Source organism: Nostoc sp., assembly GCF_036918015.1.
Classification (GTDB): domain Bacteria; phylum Cyanobacteriota; class Cyanobacteriia; order Cyanobacteriales; family Nostocaceae; genus Nostoc.
The window spans coordinates 229,747-247,760 of sequence record NZ_JBALEO010000074.1 but is presented as its reverse complement, the minus strand read 5'-3'; the positions used below and the strand labels follow the sequence as shown (position 1 = coordinate 247,760).

Genomic DNA, 18,014 nt, shown 5'->3' with positions numbered 1-18,014 from the left:
TGAACACCTTATTTTACTCTAAAATACTTCTCAGTAAGTCTGAGATATGTTTTCACTTGATGACTATCTCTTTATCCCAATCAAACACTAGCTGCCTCTGGAATCGCACCTTGCATTCTCCCAAAAGCATCAATCAAATTCTGTAATTGTTGATCCGCTTTAAAAACTCCTAACCCGCGCACTGTCACTTTACCTGGAGAATACACAAAGCGCGTCTTCAGATTGTCTGGTAAATTTGCCGCTAACAAATTCCAAGCGGGTTCCTCCATTGGTGTTTCTAAAACGACGTGTTGCTTTTGTTCTGGTTTAATGCGGCTAAATCCGAGTTTTTTCGCTAGCTGTTTAAGTTCCATGACTCGCAAAAGTTGATTTGCAGGGACAGGTAGAGTACCATAGCGATCGCTCCACTCGGCTGCAATTAGCTTTAATTCTGATTTAGATTTGGCTGTAGCTACCGCCCGGTAAGCACTCATCTTTTGATCCAAATCGGTGATATAATCTGCTGGAATAAATGCTGTCAGGTTAAGGTCAATCTGGGTATCCTCCACTTTCGGAATTTCTTGTCCGCGGATTTCCCGAATTGCTTCTTCTAGCATTTCCATGTATAAATCAAAACCGATGGCATCCATTTGACCGGATTGTTCTGCACCTAACAAGTTACCCACGCCTCTGATTTCCATGTCGCGCATCGCTAGCTGATACCCAGAACCTAACTGAGTAAATTCCTGAATCGCTCGTAATCGTTGCCGTGCTGCGTCAGATAATGCCCGTTGCTTCGGATAAAATAACCAAGCATGAGCTTGGATACCTGCACGTCCCACACGACCGCGTAATTGATACAACTGTGCTAATCCAAAGCGGTGAGCATCTTCAATCAAAATCGTGTTGACTCGCGGAATATCTAAGCCAGATTCAATGATTGTCGTACAAACCAGGATATCTGCATCGCCATTGCTGAAAGTGAGCATGGTTGATTCTAACTCGCTTTCATCCATTTGACCGTGAGCGATCGCAAACCTAGCTCCCGGTAAAACTTCTCGCAAATTGGCTGTTGTCTCTTCAATTCCGTCCACCCGTGGAACTACATAAAACACCTGTCCACCTCTGTCTAATTCTTGACGGATTGCGGTGCGGATACTTTCGGAATTAATCGGTGATAAATGGGTTTTAATCGGTCGTCTAGTTGGGGGCGGTGTGGTAATCAAACTCATTTCCCGAATTCCTGACAAGGACATATACAAAGTTCGGGGAATGGGTGTGGCGGAGAGGGTAAGCACATCCACTTGAGTTTTCAAGCTTTTAATTTTCTCTTTCTGGTTTACCCCAAATCGTTGTTCTTCATCTACCACCAACAGTCCTAAATCCCGGAATGTCACGCCTTTACCTAAAAGTTGGTGTGTACCAACTACTACATCTAATTCACCCGTTGCCAATCGCTTTTGAATCTCGCGGCGTTCTTCAGCAGACCGAAAACGGTTGAGTAAACCGACATTTACCGGGTAGGGAGCAAAACGTTCTTTGAGTGTATGGTAATGCTGCTGTGTTAAAATAGTAGTTGGCGCAAGGAGTGCCACTTGTTTACCGGCGGTGACTGCTTTAAAAACAGCACGAATCGCCACTTCCGTCTTCCCAAAACCGACATCGCCACAAACTAAGCGATCCATTGGGCGATCGCTTTCCATGTCGCGTTTTACATCTTGTACAGCTTTGAGCTGATCCGTTGTGGGTTGGTAGGGGAAAGAATCTTCCAATTCCTCCTGCCAAGGCATATCATTGGGAAAGCTAAAACCTTGTTGTTGCGATCGCGCTGCATACAGTTTCAACAAGTCCACCGCCAATTTTTTAATCGCTTTGCGGACTTTATTCTTGGTATTTTCCCAAGCTTTACCAGTCATCCTGTTGAGTTCCGGTGCTTTATCACCTGCGGCGCGGAACCGCGATAAAGCCCCTACTTGATCGGCTGCGACTCTAAGTAACCCGTCAGCATACTGCACCACCAAATAATCACGGGTTTCATTGTTAATCGTCAAACTTTCCAGCTTGACAAATTTACCAACACCATGATTTCTGTGAACTACATAATCGCCTGGACGCAGCTTATTGGGATCGACTTGCTTAGATGTCGCTTTGTGGCGCTTGCGGATATAGCCGGGAGTCGCCAAGGAATGCTGCCCAAAAAATTCCCGATCTGTAACGATTACTATTCGGTATGTCGGCAAGATAAAACCTTCTAGTTCCGCAAGCCCAGAATATTTGAGGGCTATGGGAATATGGTTGATTTGCAGCTTATCTATCGCTTGGTAGTCGCGGGGATTGGGGATAAACTGAGCCGGACAATCATGTTCTTGTAACAGCGAGACAGAACGCGAAGGTTGAGCAGAAAGCAGCCAGATCGAGAAATTGCGATCGCGTTCTTGGCGGATGGTTTCAGCTAGTTTAGCAAACTGGTGCGGCGTGACTGGAACAGGACGGCTGGCAAGATTGATCCCACTATTTTCCTCTGACAGTTCCGATAAATATAATGTTTTAAATTTGGCAACATCAACCAGACAGTCGTCAAACGAACGGTGAATTTTCGGCAATGTTAGGGGAGTTGATCCTTCTCCATGCGCCATTCCCCATTGTTCCTCAGCATTTTCTACCCAGCGATCGCTATGAGCATGACACTGTTCTGGCTCATCAATGGCAATCAAGGTATTTTCTGCTAAGTAGTTTAGCAGAGATGCTGGTTGCTCGAATGCTAACCCCAAAAAGCGCCGACTACCTTCAATCAGCGATGAGTGCTGAGTGCTGGGTGCTGAGTTAAATTCTGACTCAGTACTCAGCACTCGGAACTCAGCACTATTTTTCAGTGCAGCCATCACCACAGGAGTGAAGCTAGTGGGGGTAAGAATTAACTGGTCAACTTTGTCGAGGGCGGAACGTTGGGTTGCTGGGTCAAATTCCCGCATTTGCTCGATTTCATCACCAAACCATTCCAACCTGACTGGAAATTCCGAAGAAACCGGGAACACATCAACAATATCGCCCCGCCGACTCCATTGCCCTTCCATTTCCACCAAAGGAACTCTTTCGTACCCCAGAATAGTTATTTTCTCACTGAAGCTATTCAGGTCTAATTCCATCCCTTTTTTCAGGGTAAGACAGAATTGCCCAAAAGCTTCTGGTGGTGGTAAATGAGGTTGCAATGCCCCTTGAGTAGCCACAATCGCTAAATTTGTCCTTTGTCCCTTGTCCTTTGTCATTTGTTCTTGGTTTGTTTCTAATGACAACTGAACGCCACTTGCTTCAACGGGGGGAACCCCCGCAACGCAGTGGCTCCTAATGACTAATGACTCTTGATTTTTGAGTAAATCTGCCAAAACCTGCATTTGCCCCCAACTCATTTCAGTTTCCGGGTCAAAAGGTTCGTAGGGAGAAGCCTCGGAGGTGGGGTAAAAATGTACTGTTTGCCATCCCATTGCCTCCAGTTGTGCGTAAACGCGTCCAGCTTCTTCCAGAGTGGCGCAAACCACAAACAAATCCTTGCCCTGAGACTGCGCTAATGCCGAAGCCACCAGAGTTTTGGGCAGCCGGGGAATGCCATTTAACCGCAATTCTTGTTGTCGATTCAGCTTAGAAATAAATTCAGTGGTGAGCGGCGATCGGCCTAAGGCACGCACAATAGAAGAAAATGACATAAGTACTACTAGCGATGGGAGTCTTTGTGGGTCAGCAAATCTTGAGGCAGTTTATGTCAACTATTTTAAAAGTGTTAACAGCTTTCTTATTCCTTCAGTGGAAGAATAATCCACAGTGACTAATAAACTTAAGAACTATAACTACTACTTTGTATATAGTCAAAGTATTTATCGAAGCACCTTTAATACTAGATACTAGGGATTGAGCTACGTTCGCTCTGATAAGCGGCAATTTTAAACATGTCCTCCATTACTTTTGAAATTTTAATCATCTTGGTGCTAATTATTGCCAATGGCGTGTTTTCTATGTCTGAGATGGCGATTGTCTCGGCACGGAAAGTTAGGCTACAGCAGCTTGCCAATCAAGGAGATGCCAAGGCAATGGCAGCATTGAAATTAGCGGAGTCTCCAAATCATTTCCTGTCAACCGTTCAAGTGGGTATTTCCCTGATCGGTATCCTAACTGGTGCTTTTGGAGGAGCAACAATTGCCAACCGACTGGCAGTCTATGTGCGACTTGTACCTTTGTTAGCACCTTATAGTGAACCGATATCTTTTGGAGTAGTGGTTTTGATCATTACCTATTTGTCACTCATTGTTGGCGAATTAGTACCAAAGCGTCTGGCATTAAATAACCCAGAAAAAATTGCATCGGCTGTAGCTATTCCAATGCGTGCCTTATCGGCGATCGCTTCGCCAATGGTATATCTTTTAAGTGCTTCAACAGATTTGATCTTACGAGTGCTGGGAATTACAGCTTCTACCGAGCCGCAAGTCACCGAAGAAGAAATTAAAATCTTAATTGAGCAAGGCACTGAGGCGGGAACCTTTGAGGAAGCTGAACAGGATATGGTAGAGCGAGTCTTTCGTTTAGGCGATCGCCCTGTCAGCTACTTAATGACACCCCGTCCCGATATTGTTTGGCTAGACTTAGACGACTCTGCCGAAGAAAATCGCCAAAAAATGGTTGATAGTGCCTATTCTCGGTATCCAATTTGTCAGGGGGGACTTGACAATGTGTTAGGTGTTATCCCTGTCACCGACTTATTAGCCAGGAGTTTCCGAGGGGAACCACTAGATTTAACAGTGGGATTGCGACAGCCCGTATTTGTGCCAGAAAGCACCCGTGGCTTGAAAGTTTTGGAATTGTTCAAGCAAACCATCACTCACATGGCGCTGGTAGTGGATGAATACGGCGTAATTCAAGGATTAGTCACTCTCAATGACATCATGAGCGAAATCGTGGGTGATGTTCCTTCAACAGATGGACAGGATCAACCACAAGCTGTACAACGCGAAGATGGTTCCTGGCTTTTGGATGGGATGTTGCCTGTAGAGGAGTTTTTGGAACTTTTTGGTATGGAACAGTGGGAATCTGAGGAACGCGGCAGTTATCAAACATTAGGCGGTTTTGTGATCACACATTTAGGTCGTATTCCTGCCGCAGCAGATCATTTTGAATGGCAAAGTATGCGAATTGAAGTAATGGATATGGATGGTAATCGCGTTGATAAGGTGCTAGTCGTACCAAAGGCAGCTAAATCAGCAGATACGAAAAAATCTGATTAGCAAAAGGAGGCAAAGGAGGAATTATTCAAAAAGTCACTCCCTTGTCTCTTCCCAATCCCTCTAAGTGCGAGATAGACGTTTGACCTCTTCACCCGCTAACATCTGATGAGCTTGTTTCAGAAATTGGGGGATTTTGTCGGCATGGGGATTACGGGTAAGAAATTTCCCTAAGTCTAATTCATCTAGCCGGTCGGCTTTGTTGCCGGGGAACCAGTGGCCGCCATTGCCAAGCAGGTTGTAGCGCATTTTAGCGTAGTCTACTAGGTCGTAGGCGATCGCTAAATTTCGCAGCCACAAAATCACCCGAATATTTACCTCACCAGGGGTTTCGTCAAAGGTTGGTAGATTTGTTTCCCAGGATTTTACCCAATCTTCTCCCAAAGTCGCGATCGCTTCTTCTTCCAACCTTGCTAAAATTGGCGGCAAAATTTCTGATGCCCGGTCTATTAATTCTAAAGTTTTCAGGTGTTCATCAAAATCTTGTGGTTTTGCTGCTCCCAAGCTCAAGGTATGTACCTCTTGATGACTCAAACAAAATAAATCATTAAACACCATTGGACTCAACGGGGCGCAAAGATTTACTAATTTTTGTGGCGGTTCATACAACAAACCTCCTTTATTAGATGGACTAATAATAAACACCCCCATATCATGGCGTTTAGCTGCCTCGATTGCCGCCCAATTCCATTGATTAATGTAGTACCAGTGCAGGTTCACGTAATCAAATTGATTGGTATTAATTGTCTGGACAATCATATCTGTCGAGCCATGTGTGGAAAAGCCAATAAATCTAACTTTTCCCTCTGCTTGCAACTGCTGCGCTACTTCCAAACACCCACCGGGACGGATGCTTTCATCTAACGACTCAGGATGATTAATGCCATGCAACCCTAAAAGGTCAACATAATCTAGCTGGAGATTTTTTAATGATTGTTCAAATGTTTCCCGGAATTCTTTCGCATCTGCCTTTGGACTGATTTTGGTCTGAACAATCAACTTTTCGCGGGGAAACTTGGGTAATATTCTTCCCAATTGCATTTCAGAAGTGCCATAACCACGGGCAGTTTCAATATGATTAATGCCAACTTCAACTGCCCTTCTAATAGTCGCTTCCAGATTCGCCTGGTTATCAGCAGGAATTTCATGATTGGGAACATCCTCCCATTTGAACTGATATCTCATGCCACCGCAGGAAAACACTGGCATCTGTAATTCTGTGCGTCCAAATCTTCTATATAGCATCAGTGGATTGTGGATTGCTTACCAACTTAAAATCTAACAACGATAGTCATTCCAGCTTGTAGTGCCACAATCATTCCCTCTGTTCAATCTGTGACACTAGCAATATTCATCGCATTCTTAAATCGGTCAGGTCTTTTGGTTATTGGATTTTTACCAATATTCCAGTTCCACAGACTAATTATCTCATCGTAGTTACCACTTTCTCAAGTTTAGACCAAGAAATGGCAAAACGACCCAGTAGTGCTGAGTTGTGCGAGGGTGAACTAACAAAAAAGTTCAAATTAATTTTTTGCAATCTGAGACTGCGCGTGAGTTAAGCAATTTCTCAATTTTTCAGCTAACACTTGTACATGAGGTTCTTTAAGTATGTCAAGGTGAGATCCGGGAAGGTAATGAATATCTAATCCTCCAACTACTAGGTCGCCCCAGCCGAATTGAGGATCGTATTCTGTGCCTATAGCTTCGTCCCGATTTTTATCCTCTGTTCGTAAAAGAATAGCTCGACCAAGGTAAGGTGAAAAAATATAGTCCCTTAGGGCTTGAGTGTTAGTATCTATAACCTTTAAATGCTTGTCAGTTTCAGGTACATGAAGTACGTCTTCCAAGTAACGGTTATATGTATTTTGCAGTTCTTGCTGACGCCAATAACTCCATCTCACAACCTTTTGCCAAAGGTAGTTAGGCCCTTGTTGAACAATATTATTTAAATGCAAAAAAACTCGCTTGAGAAATGACGCCTGCCAGCTATAACCTATACGACAACTATCAAGCATAACTAAAATGCCGACTTGTTCGCCTTGCTTTTGGAGTTGCCGAGCCATCTCAAAGGCAACTGTACCACCAAAAGAATAACCTCCGAGAAAATAAGGGCCATGAGGTTGAAGGGTCTGAATTTCTTGAATGTAGTACGCTGCCATATCTTCAATGCGGGTATGGAGAGGGTGTTTTCCATCTAGTCCCCGTGGTTGTAATCCGTAAAATGGTTGTTCTGTCCCCAGATGCAATGCCAATTCACGGAAACATAAGACTTCTCCACCCAGCCCGTGAATACAGAAAAAAGGTGGTTTGGAACCGTTGGGTTGAATTTTTACTAAGGATGACCAGCTAGATTTTGATTGGTCTAAGGTATTTATTAAAACCGAGTTTGTTGTTAAATCTTCTTCTTGAGAGATTATTTTGGCTAAAGCCTCTACAGTCCCTGACTGAAAAAGAATGGCAAGTGGCAGGTTTTTACTAAATGTCTTTTCAATTTGCCAAAACAGTTTTACTGCTAGGATAGAATGTCCTCCTAGCTCGAAGAAGTTATCCCTAACACCAATGGGTTGGACACCTAAAATTTGTTCCCAAATCTGGGTTAACTGGCGTTCCACTTCATTGCGGGGAGCAACAAAGCTGGCTTCTGGCTCTTGCCTCGATAAGTCTGGTGCTGGTAGGGCACGCCGGTTTACCTTGCCGTTGGGGGTTAAGGGCATGGTGTCCAGCACGACAAAAGCCGAAGGTATCATGTACTGTGGCAATTTTGTCGAGAGGAAGCCCCGGATATCAGTAATTGCAATTACTGAGTTTTGATTTAGTATAATATAAGCTACCAAACGTCGATCGCCAAGAACATCTTCACGGGCAATGACTACAGTCTGGAGTACATCTGGGTGTTGGGCTAACACCGTTTCAATTTCCCCTGGCTCAATGCGTATTCCCCGGATCTTGACTTGATGATCTCGGCGACCGAGAATTTCTAGAGAGCCATCTGGACGATAGCATCCGCGATCGCCTGTATAATAAAGCCAATCCTGGCGATCGTTCCGAAAAGGGTTTTTGACAAACCGAGAATGATTTTCTTGCTGGGCATTGATATAGCCCAAACTGCGGAATGGAGTTCGGATTACAATCTCGCCCGGTTCGCCAATACCGCATGGTTGTTGATTTGGTGTGAAAACCAGTGCTTGAGTTTGCGGCAGCGGTAATCCTACTGGCTGTACACCAGGGCTACACTCAACAGGTACTCGGTAATAACATTTCGCCAAAGTTGTCTCTGTCGGGCCATAGAGATTAATAATTTCACCTGATTCTGGAAAAGCATCCCGCCAGCGAACTACAAGGGTTTCTTTCAAAGGTTCTCCAGCCAAGAATAACCAGCGTAAGTTACGTAAAGATACTCCTGACGGCACATTCGCTAACCATAATTGCGCCAGCGAAGGAACTGTATGAAGTACAGAAATTTGCTCATTTTCCAAATAACGCAGAATTCTAGTCGGTTCTAAGTTATCCTCTTCTTCTGGCAAGCATAGGGTTGCACCACTAGTTAAAGGTAAGAAAATATCTCTAAGAACGACATCAAAAGAAAGACCAGTTAATTGAGCAACGCGGTCTTGCTGATTAATTTCAAAGGTCTGTCGCTGCCAGTTTAGAAAATGCGCCAACCCTTTATGACACCCCAGCACCCCTTTCGGTACACCAGTAGTGCCGGAAGTAAAGAAAATATAAGCTGCATCGTCGGCAGTGATTTCAGGTAGATTTACTGCTTCAATACTCTTTTTGGATAAATTTATGGCTTCTCCTGTGTCTGGGTTGACACAAATGCTAGTTAAAGACTCCCATATCTTTTCGTCTTCTGGACGCTGACCATCAATATATAATATGTATTTAGCTTTAGCTTCCTCTAGCATCAGCCGCTGGCGTTGGCTGGGAAGTTTGGGATCGAGGGTGAGTAACACACCGCCACTCAAAAGTACGCCCAGCATACTGGCAATTAGCCCAAAGCTTCGTGTACCATATACGGCTACGACATCTCCCCGCTCTACTCCGTGAGATAACAAAACCTGTGCTAAGGTTTGAGCGATTTTGCCCAACTCCCCATAATTCCAAGTGCGAATTCCTTGACGAAGTGATGAATGTTCTGGGGTACGATTCACCCAAGAGGTAAACATTGTTGTTGTCAATTCATACTGTGGTTCTGGTAAAACCGCCCTTGGCTCTGGCAGCAAAGGTCGTGCTTCTGGTGTCACCAGGGAATATAAACTAATTTTCCTCTCTGGAGCAGCAACAATTTGATTTAGCAAGTGATGGAATTGATGAAGCATTTCCATCATCCGTTCTGAAGTAAACAGATCGGTGTTGTAGACTAAATCAAGTTGGATTCCTTGATTTTGTTCTGTAACGTAAAGGGTTAAGTCGAACTTAGAAGCTGTTTCTAGGATCGAGACTGGTTCGATAACCACTCCAGGTAGTTCTAGGTGGATGTCCCTTAAGTTGAGCATATTAAACCACACTTGAAATAGTGGGTTGCGACTGGTATCTCGCTCTGGTTGCAGTTCTTCTACCAGTTTCTCAAAGGGCATATCCTGATGGGCATAAGCATCTAATGCCATCTGGCGAACTCGATTTAGCACCGAACGAAAACTGGGATTCTCAGCAAAATCAGTCCGTAAAACAACGGTGTTAATAAAAAATCCAATTAACTCTTCAATCTCAGAACGGTTACGTCCGGCAATGGGAGAACCGATAATAATGTCTTCTTGCCCAGTGTAGCGGTGCAGTATTGTCCCAAAGGCTGCCAGTAATGTCATGAATAAAGTGACACCCTCCTGATGCGAGAGTTCTGTGAGTGATGCACTCAAAGTTTGCGGTAGCATCAGAGATTGGGCTGCTCCTTGGTAAGTTTGTACTGGTGGCCGTGGTCGGTCGGTGGGCAATTCCAGTACAGTATTAGCACCTGCTAATTGGGTTTTCCAATAGTTAATTTGCTTGGAAAGTACCTCATCTGATAGCCATTGGTGCTGCCACACAGCAAAATCCGCATACTGAATAGGCAATTTTGCCAAGGGAGAAGGCTTACTACTCAAAAAGGCTTCATAAAGCGCTATTAGCTGCTGCCAAAGAATACCGATTGACCAGCCATCTGAGGCGATGTGGTGCATCATTAACAAGAATATATGCTCCTGCTCGTCTATCTGGAGCAAAGTAGCACGCAGCATCAAGTCAGATTCTAAGTTGAAGGGGCGTTGCACCTCTTGATTGAGGAGAAATTCTACTCGATCTTTTGTTACCTTAATAATTTTGAGTTCTACTGACCGAGGCGTGCCAATTACTTGTATGGGGCTACCATCAGGTGATGTAACAAAGTTGGTTCGCAATGCCTCATGATGGACAACGATCGCATCTAGTGACTGTTGCAATATACCCAGGTTTAACTTGCCCGTTAAGCGCTGTGCATTGGAGACAATATACGCTCGGCTGTTAGGTTCCAACTGCTCCAAAAACCAGACTCGCTGTTGGGCAAAGGATAAAGGGGCTGATTCTCGGTTGGCTATTTGGGGAATAGTCTGATTTTGGGGATCGTTTTCTGGAGTTTGGTTTTGGGCAATTGCTTGAGCTAAAGTAGCGATCGTGGGATTCTCAAATAAGAGTTGGAACGATATTTCTATTTGAAAAGCTTGGCGAACCCTAGACATCACTTGAGTGGCTAGGAGTGAATGCCCTCCCAATTCAAAAAAATTGTCGTGGATTCCTACTTGTTCCAGACGCAAAACTTTCGCCCAAATGTCAGCTAAAACTTCTTCTGTCGAATTCTGAGGTGGAACAAAGTTAGTTGACAGCCTAATATCAGATGTATCCGGTGCAGGTAAGGCGCGGCGGTCTATTTTACCGTTGGGATTTAATGGTAGAGTATCCAAAAATACAAAGAAACTAGGCACCATGTATTCAGGCAACCGAGTTTCCAAAAAGCGACGCAATTCAGCCTGACTAGGAATTTGCTCTGGACTAGCAACAATATATGCCACGAGTCGCTTGTCCCCAGGCACATCCTCTCTGGCTATGACTAAAGTCTGCGTCAGTGCCGGATGTTGAGCTAGTATGGCTTCAATTTCTCCTAATTCAATTCGGAAGCCACGTATTTTAACTTGGTAGTCAATCCGACCAAGAAACTCGATATTACCGTCGCTCAAATAACGTGCCAAGTCCCCAGTTTTGTAAAGGCGTGCCCCAGGTTCAGAGCTAAAAGGGTTGAAAATAAACTTCTCTGTGGTCAATTCTGGACGGTTAAGATAGCCTCGCGCTAGACCAATACCGCCAATGTGCAGTTCACCTGATTCACCAACAGGCACTGGCTGCAAATTTTCATCGAGGATGTGAATCTCTGCATTGGTAATCGGACGACCAATGGGTGCTACAGCATAATTAGTGTCACGTTGGCAACTCCAGAAAGTAGTATCAATTGAAGCTTCTGTCGGGCCATAACAATTGTGTAAAACATTGTCCAAATTCAGTTGGGCAAAGAAGCGTTCTATAAGTTCGCTAGGTAAAGCTTCACCACCGCAGGTAATGTGTTTGATGAATCGGCAATTCTCAATTCCCTTCTCTTGCAACAAGACACGCAGTATGGAAGGTACTAAAGCCAGAACTGTGATTTGCTGCTCAGTAATCACTTGCACAAGGTAGGCTGTATCTTGATGTCCACCGGGGCGAGCTATGAACAATTGCCCCCCAAAGCACAATGGCCAGAATATCTGCCACACTGAGGGATCAAAGCTAAAAGAAATAGTCAGTAAAACTTTGTCTGCGTGAGTTAATCCAAAAGTTGTTTGCTTCCAGTGAAGTTGATTGCAGATACCACGGTGAGGGATCATTACACCCTTGGGTTGTCCTGTAGAACCAGATGTGTAGATTACGTAGATGAGGTTATCAGCCGTAGTTTGGTTTACAGGATTTTCTTGACTATTTTGAATATTCCCTTGCCAGTCTAAATCCAGACAAACCACTTGCGCCTGATGCGGTGCTAACTTATTCACCAATTTTTCTTGGGTTAACAATACTGGTGTCTGGGTGTCTTCCAAGATAAAAGCTAAACGTTCTGAGGGATATGCCGGATCTAAAGGCACATAAGCGCCTCCAGCTTTGAGAATACCCAGTAGTCCTATAATCATCTCTAAGGAGCGCTCTAGGCATATACCTACAAGTACTTCTGGCCCAACGCCTAAAGCACGTAGGTGGTGCGCTAGTTGATTTGCCCGCTGGTTTAACTGTTGATAAGTAAGTTGTGTATTTTCACATACTACTGCAATGGCTTGGGGCGATCGCTCCACTTGCATCTCAAACATTTGATGAATGCACAGATCCTGATGATGAACTACTTGGGTGTCATTCAATTCCTGTAAAACTTGAGTGCCGATGATGTTAGTTAAGGTATTTAAGGTAATATTTTGCTTATATTCTGATGTCTGACTATTTATCTGCATTTTCTATATTAAGTTCCAGTGGGTATAAATAATTAAAGGTTTATGACTAAACAAGATATGAGTAAATATAGCCCCCAATATATAGAAAATGAGAACAATACTATTAATAACTCTCAGATAACCAACATAATAGCAATTTTGAATGATACACACACTAGGAGCACACAGATACGTTGTGCACCCCTACTAATTATTTGGACTCTAAGCAATTGCAAATTGCTATAACACTTACCAAACTCAAAAGTTGCTAAGTTGCTATTTAGCTTTTGACTATTACCAGTGCCTTCATTTCAGCATTGAGTAGAGGTTGATGATAATTTTTTTGGAGGTCTGGCACAGGTTTTCCATCTACAATAACTTTGTAGATTTTTGCATGGCAGTTGCTCGGTAAATTATCAATAATTCTTGTTTTAAATGCAGCAGGACTATAAGTTCTAGCAAAGCCTTCATATGCACCCCATCCAGCAAAGCTTGCAGTATTGTCAAAAATTGTGATTGCTTTGTCAACATTAGACTTCTGAATCCGTTTATTGTTCCAGATTTCTGCATATTCGTTAGTTAAAAATAGCGGTGCAATGACAAGTTTCCTGCCTACTTTCAATAAACGTACCGCCTCTTTAATAAACTTAATATCCAAATCATCTCGAAAATGCTCAAAAGAGTGATGACAGCTAATTCCATCTAAAGATTCATCTGGGAGAGGGATCGCATCAATAGAGCCACCAATGTACTTAATTCCATCTGTGACTTTTCCATCCAATAAAGAGTCTTGACAGTAAGCATTCAATTTGAAGTCCGAAACTGCCATTAAAGCCTTTATATATTCAGCTTTTTCACCACCAGCAGCATCAAGTATTTTATCACCCTCTTTCAAATCTAACAGAGTCATTGTCGTCAAATATTCAAGTGGCTTGGAATGGATGTAATCAAGCTGATTATATTTACTCAGTACATCTGAATTTACAAAATCCCTATAATCTTTTTCTGAAAAAGATAAACTATTTATTTCTGTCTGTGTTTTTCCTATTTCTGAATCATTTGTGGCTCGTAAAATTTTATTAACTTCTAAATTATTGAGACGCAAATTTGTCAGGAAACTCCACTTTTTACTGGTTAAAAACCTGCCCAATCGATCTAATATATCTAATTTACTAGTCACCATACTTTCACCCCGTGTTTTATTGATTGAAATGAAACTCTAAATTATTACAATTGAATCCAAAAAATCAAATTTTTGTTTTAGCCAACAAACACAAACACTATACACGCAATTATAAAAGTACATTATCCTATCTCAGTAAAATCTACTGAATGAAAAATAGTTTTTACCAAATCTTCATTTTGTCTCTAATTATATAAAATTAATGTAAAGTCGTAATATTATTATTTTTTTGAAGAATTTAGGCGAACCTTATAAAATCCAACTACGTTTGTAACATCAGTCTTCTACTCTAAACTACAGTCTCATCGTTGAGGTTGTTGCCGTTTTAAGACTTCATTTAGAAATGTCTATGAAACTGACTCAAGTTTAACAATATTCAATAATGTAAACTTTTATTACAAATATCAAATTTTTGATGCATTTTGTTATAAGTTATGTGTAGGTTTTATTAATCAGTAATTATGCGTAAAAAAAGTCAATAAAATAAGACAACTTTATATTCAAAGCTGAATCAGTCCGAATAAATATGCTAGAGTAATCCTTGAGGTGATATCAATCATTCTATACCTCGAATGAAGAAAAACTCTCTAACATATCTGCGATATCCATAATTAATTCAGCTGATGTATTAGTAACCTCTAAAATTATAATATTTTTATTTTGCCTACTTGCTTGATTGTTAACATCAGCAGTTTTGATTAACTACTAATCTAAAGTTGGACAACAAATACTTTTTTTCATGAATTTTTACAGACTAAAATTGTGATTATAAGCTGCAATCAAACCTAGGTATTTCGGTAGTAACGGCACTCAAACCGACCCTGGAGGATGCTTTTGATAAAAAACTTAAAGTTACTCCGAAGAAAATTGTTAAGACTAGACTAAAAAGTCAAGTCTTCTTTGTAAATAAAAATAGTGAGATACCCAAATTCTCTTATATATCTAAGATCCTATCAAATTTTACCTACACCAAGTGTTCCTAACTATGAGTAATCAAAGCATTACAACAAATAAATTCAGTGAAGTACCTTTGGATTTACGTGCATCGACATTTGTCACGGTACGTAAGGGTTCATGGTGGTTGAGATTAACAACATTATTCTTAGTAGACTGCACTCTTTTATTTCTAGCTTGGGTTTTAGCAGCCTATCAATCTACTGATGGACATTTTTATTGGTATATACCGATTTATTATTTACCAATATTAACAGCTATTGGGATTCAAATAGGATCGCTAGCTATAGAAGGTATTTATCGAGAAGGTCAAAAACGCTATGACTATTTCAATATTATCAAATCGCTAACTTTTGCTCATGGATTAATCCTTTTAGTTAGTTTTTTGTATAAACCAGTTGTTGATATCACACGTCCAAGATTAATATTATTGCCTTGGTTGCTAAGTATATTTTTGGTTTGTACTGGTAGATACGCTGTAAATATTACTCTTGAATATCTACGCAAACAGAAAAAAATAGTTCGTTCTTCTGTTTTCATTATTTGCGATCCTCAAGATCACGAGCAGATTGCGAGTTTTATAAAAAAAGAAAAGCATTACATTATATCTGGAACGGCGAATGCTAATTCACTAGACAGATATCAGCGTCAGCAAACATTGTCTCAACTTAATCAACTAGGAGTGACAGAAGTTTTTATATCTTGGGATGCGCTAAAAAATAGAATGTTTTTGTGCTGGTTATTTCAAGCATCTGGGATACAAGTACATATTTTACCGATGGAATTAAAACCAATTTATAAAAATGTACAATTCAACAAAATAGGGGGAATGCCTTGCCTGAGTTTGGATTGTCCGATAATTACAGGTAAAGATTTTTGGATCAAGCGTAGTTGTGATTTTTGTTTTGCGACTTTATTTGTAATGTTCTTATTCCCGATTTATATAGCTATAGCTATAGCTATAAAACTTGACTCTCCAGGCACAGTATTCTACAGACAAACGCGTATAGGTTTACATGGACAACAGTTTAAAGTATGGAAATTCAGAACGATGAGGTCTGATGCGGAAAAATTACAGAAAGAATTAGAAGCTTTAAATGAAACAAAAGATGGAATTATCTTTAAAATTAAAGATGATCCTCGCATTACCCGTGTTGGAAAATTTCTCCGTCGTTACAGTTTAGACGAATTACCTCAACTTTTTAACGTTATCCTTGGAGAAATGAGTATAGTAGGACCTCGACCTTTACCCACCAGAGATGTCGAAAAGTTTTCTGAACACCATTTTATTCGGCATGAAATTTTACCTGGTATTACAGGTCTTTGGCAAGTCTCAGGTCGCTCAGATATTTTAGATTTTGAACAAGTGATTCATCTAGATATTAGCTATATCGAAAATTGGTCGCTTGGGTTAGACTTTGAAATTCTCCTTAAAACAGTTATGGTGGTTTTGAAAAAAGATGGTGCTTACTAACAGAAAAAATCCATAGCATGACGGCTAGGATTATAGAATTTACTTTCCGTATCCATCAATAAATTTATTGCAGTGTTCAGTTTAATTTATAGCGGATTAAGTTTAGATTTTTCTACATTACTGAGTAATTAGTTACTTGTTTTGTTTGAGGATGCTCTCGAAAAATCTATAAGGATATATCCGAGAAAAATTGTGGTGACTCAAAATAAAAGAATTAAGCTGAATTAAGAATTATTAAGAATGGTAGAAAAGTACAAATTCATAAGTAATTCCTTCTCGATGATACTCAATCGGTTAGCACAAAGTGTTACAGCTTTTGTATTAACCGCTTCGATTGCTCGTACTCTAGGAGCTGAAGCTTTAGGGCAGTATCTACTAGCATATAGCTACTATTTTATCTTTGTGGGCATTGCTTCACAAGGGCTAAAAACATTGTTTACTAGAGAACTAGCTCGTGAGCCACAAAAAACACCAGTCTATTTAATCAGTGGTACTTGCCTACAGTTAATATTTAGTTTTTTCAGTTATGCGGCATTGGTGATTGTAGTATTTTTACTTCCCTATAGTTCCAAAACTTCGGATGTTTGTTACATAATGGGTTTAACGATCATTCCCTTTGCGCTTTCTAATATAACAGAGGCAATTTTTCAAGCGAAAGAAAAGATGCATCTGATTGCGATCGCTACAGTGCCAGTTTATATTTTACGCCTAATAATCATGATTTGGGCGATGCAACTAAAATATGGAATTGAATATTTGGGGGCGATCCTAGTTTTTTCAGAAACACTAATTTTGGTAATTGAATGGATTTTTATCGCCCGGTTAGTAAAAATACAATGGCAAATTGATAGGAGTTTTGTCTTTAATACAATTAAAAGTGCACGTACATTTTTTGCTATTGAAGCAATAGCTGTAGTAAGTGGCAGAATTCAAATATTGATCCTTTCATTGTTAGGAAATGAGATTTTAGTAGGTTTATTTGGCGGTATAACACAATTATTACAACCCTTTATGATTATTGCTAACAGTATAGGTTTAGCAATATTTCCAAGACTTTCAAAGGCAGTAGAGCAAGGACGGGAAAAGCAGAGGCAGATAGCTGAAAATATTATCGAAATCCTACTAATCATCGCATTGCCCTTATTTCTTGGAATCTTATTATTTGGGAAAGATTTATTAGTTTTTCTCTATAATGCTAGCTTTGCTGAAGCAAATATAGCTCTTATTATAAGCGCTGCATCACTCGTTTTTTTGCCGTTTACACGCTCACTGACTTATTTACTTGTAGCCAATGGTTTCGAGATAGTGAACCTACGTGAAGTAGTTATTACCACTACATTAGGCAGCTTAGGAGGTGTGATATTAGTTTCGCACTATAAGTTACTAGGTGCAGCTTTAATGGCATTATTAATGACTGTTTCTGGTTTTAGCCAGTATATTTATTTCACTTATACTCGCCTATTTCCATTAAATTTATGGCGAATTATCCGCCGACCATTAATAATAACTATTTTAATGCTACCTATATTAATATTATTACAAAAGCTTAACTTAGACTTTATATTAACTCTAATTATTTCAACTTGTGCCTATGCTTTATTTGTGATTTATTTAGGGATTCGTGCCTTTGGAGGGTTTCGTTTTTTATGGTTAAAATTATTAAAATCACAGTAATTAGTTTCCGATAAATTCTTATC

7 protein-coding genes are annotated in these 18,014 nt (G+C 40.9%); 3 read left to right on the top strand and 4 right to left on the bottom strand.

Annotation, left to right across the window (positions count from 1 at the left end):
• Positions 1–80: 80 nt before the first annotated feature.
• Positions 81–3,680 carry a transcription-repair coupling factor gene (mfd, locus tag V7K61_RS21345; protein WP_335056273.1) on the bottom strand — a complete coding sequence of 1,200 codons (3,600 nt, stop codon included), beginning with the start codon at positions 3,678–3,680 and terminating at the stop codon, positions 81–83.
• A 240-nt stretch (positions 3,681–3,920) separates the two neighbouring features.
• Between mfd and V7K61_RS21340 the strand changes: the two genes are divergently transcribed.
• Entirely contained in the window at positions 3,921–5,249 is a 1,329-nt protein-coding gene (locus V7K61_RS21340) for a hemolysin family protein (RefSeq protein WP_335056271.1), read from the top strand.
• 60 nt (positions 5,250–5,309) lie between these two features.
• On the opposite strand, the gene V7K61_RS21335 is transcribed toward V7K61_RS21340, so the two are convergent.
• From V7K61_RS21335 to V7K61_RS21325, 3 genes are all read right to left on the bottom strand, one after another.
• Positions 5,310–6,491 carry an aldo/keto reductase gene (locus V7K61_RS21335; protein ID WP_335056269.1) on the bottom strand — a complete coding sequence of 394 codons (1,182 nt, stop codon included), beginning with the start codon at positions 6,489–6,491 and terminating at the stop codon, positions 5,310–5,312.
• A gap of 281 nt (positions 6,492–6,772) precedes the next feature.
• The gene (locus tag V7K61_RS21330) at positions 6,773–12,727 is read right to left on the bottom strand and encodes an amino acid adenylation domain-containing protein (protein ID WP_335056267.1); all 5,955 of its coding nucleotides are present in this window, start codon (positions 12,725–12,727) and stop codon (positions 6,773–6,775) included.
• A 259-nt stretch (positions 12,728–12,986) separates the two neighbouring features.
• Entirely contained in the window at positions 12,987–13,889 is a 903-nt protein-coding gene (locus V7K61_RS21325) for a methyltransferase domain-containing protein (RefSeq protein ID WP_335056265.1), read from the bottom strand.
• 985 nt (positions 13,890–14,874) lie between these two features.
• On the opposite strand from V7K61_RS21325, the gene V7K61_RS21320 reads away from it, so the two are divergent.
• Both V7K61_RS21320 and V7K61_RS21315 read left to right on the top strand, forming a co-directional pair.
• The gene (locus V7K61_RS21320) at positions 14,875–16,317 is read left to right on the top strand and encodes a sugar transferase (RefSeq protein WP_335056263.1); all 1,443 of its coding nucleotides are present in this window, start codon (positions 14,875–14,877) and stop codon (positions 16,315–16,317) included.
• Between the two features lie 240 nt (positions 16,318–16,557).
• On the top strand, positions 16,558–17,991 hold the full coding sequence (locus V7K61_RS21315) for an oligosaccharide flippase family protein (RefSeq protein WP_335056261.1): 1,434 nt from the start codon (positions 16,558–16,560) through the stop codon (positions 17,989–17,991).
• The last annotated feature ends 23 nt before the right edge of the window (positions 17,992–18,014 follow it).

What these genes read in the sequence shown, in the direction of transcription:
- mfd (WP_335056273.1), bottom strand. Translation starts at nt 3,680, where the DNA reads ATGTCATTTTCTTCTATTGTGCGTGCCTTAGGCCGATCGCCGCTCACC.
- V7K61_RS21340 (WP_335056271.1), top strand. Translation starts at nt 3,921, where the DNA reads ATGTCCTCCATTACTTTTGAAATTTTAATCATCTTGGTGCTAATTATT.
- V7K61_RS21335 (WP_335056269.1), bottom strand. Translation starts at nt 6,491, where the DNA reads ATGCTATATAGAAGATTTGGACGCACAGAATTACAGATGCCAGTGTTT.
- V7K61_RS21330 (WP_335056267.1), bottom strand. Translation starts at nt 12,727, where the DNA reads ATGCAGATAAATAGTCAGACATCAGAATATAAGCAAAATATTACCTTA.
- V7K61_RS21325 (WP_335056265.1), bottom strand. Translation starts at nt 13,889, where the DNA reads ATGGTGACTAGTAAATTAGATATATTAGATCGATTGGGCAGGTTTTTA.
- V7K61_RS21320 (WP_335056263.1), top strand. Translation starts at nt 14,875, where the DNA reads ATGAGTAATCAAAGCATTACAACAAATAAATTCAGTGAAGTACCTTTG.
- V7K61_RS21315 (WP_335056261.1), top strand. Translation starts at nt 16,558, where the DNA reads ATGGTAGAAAAGTACAAATTCATAAGTAATTCCTTCTCGATGATACTC.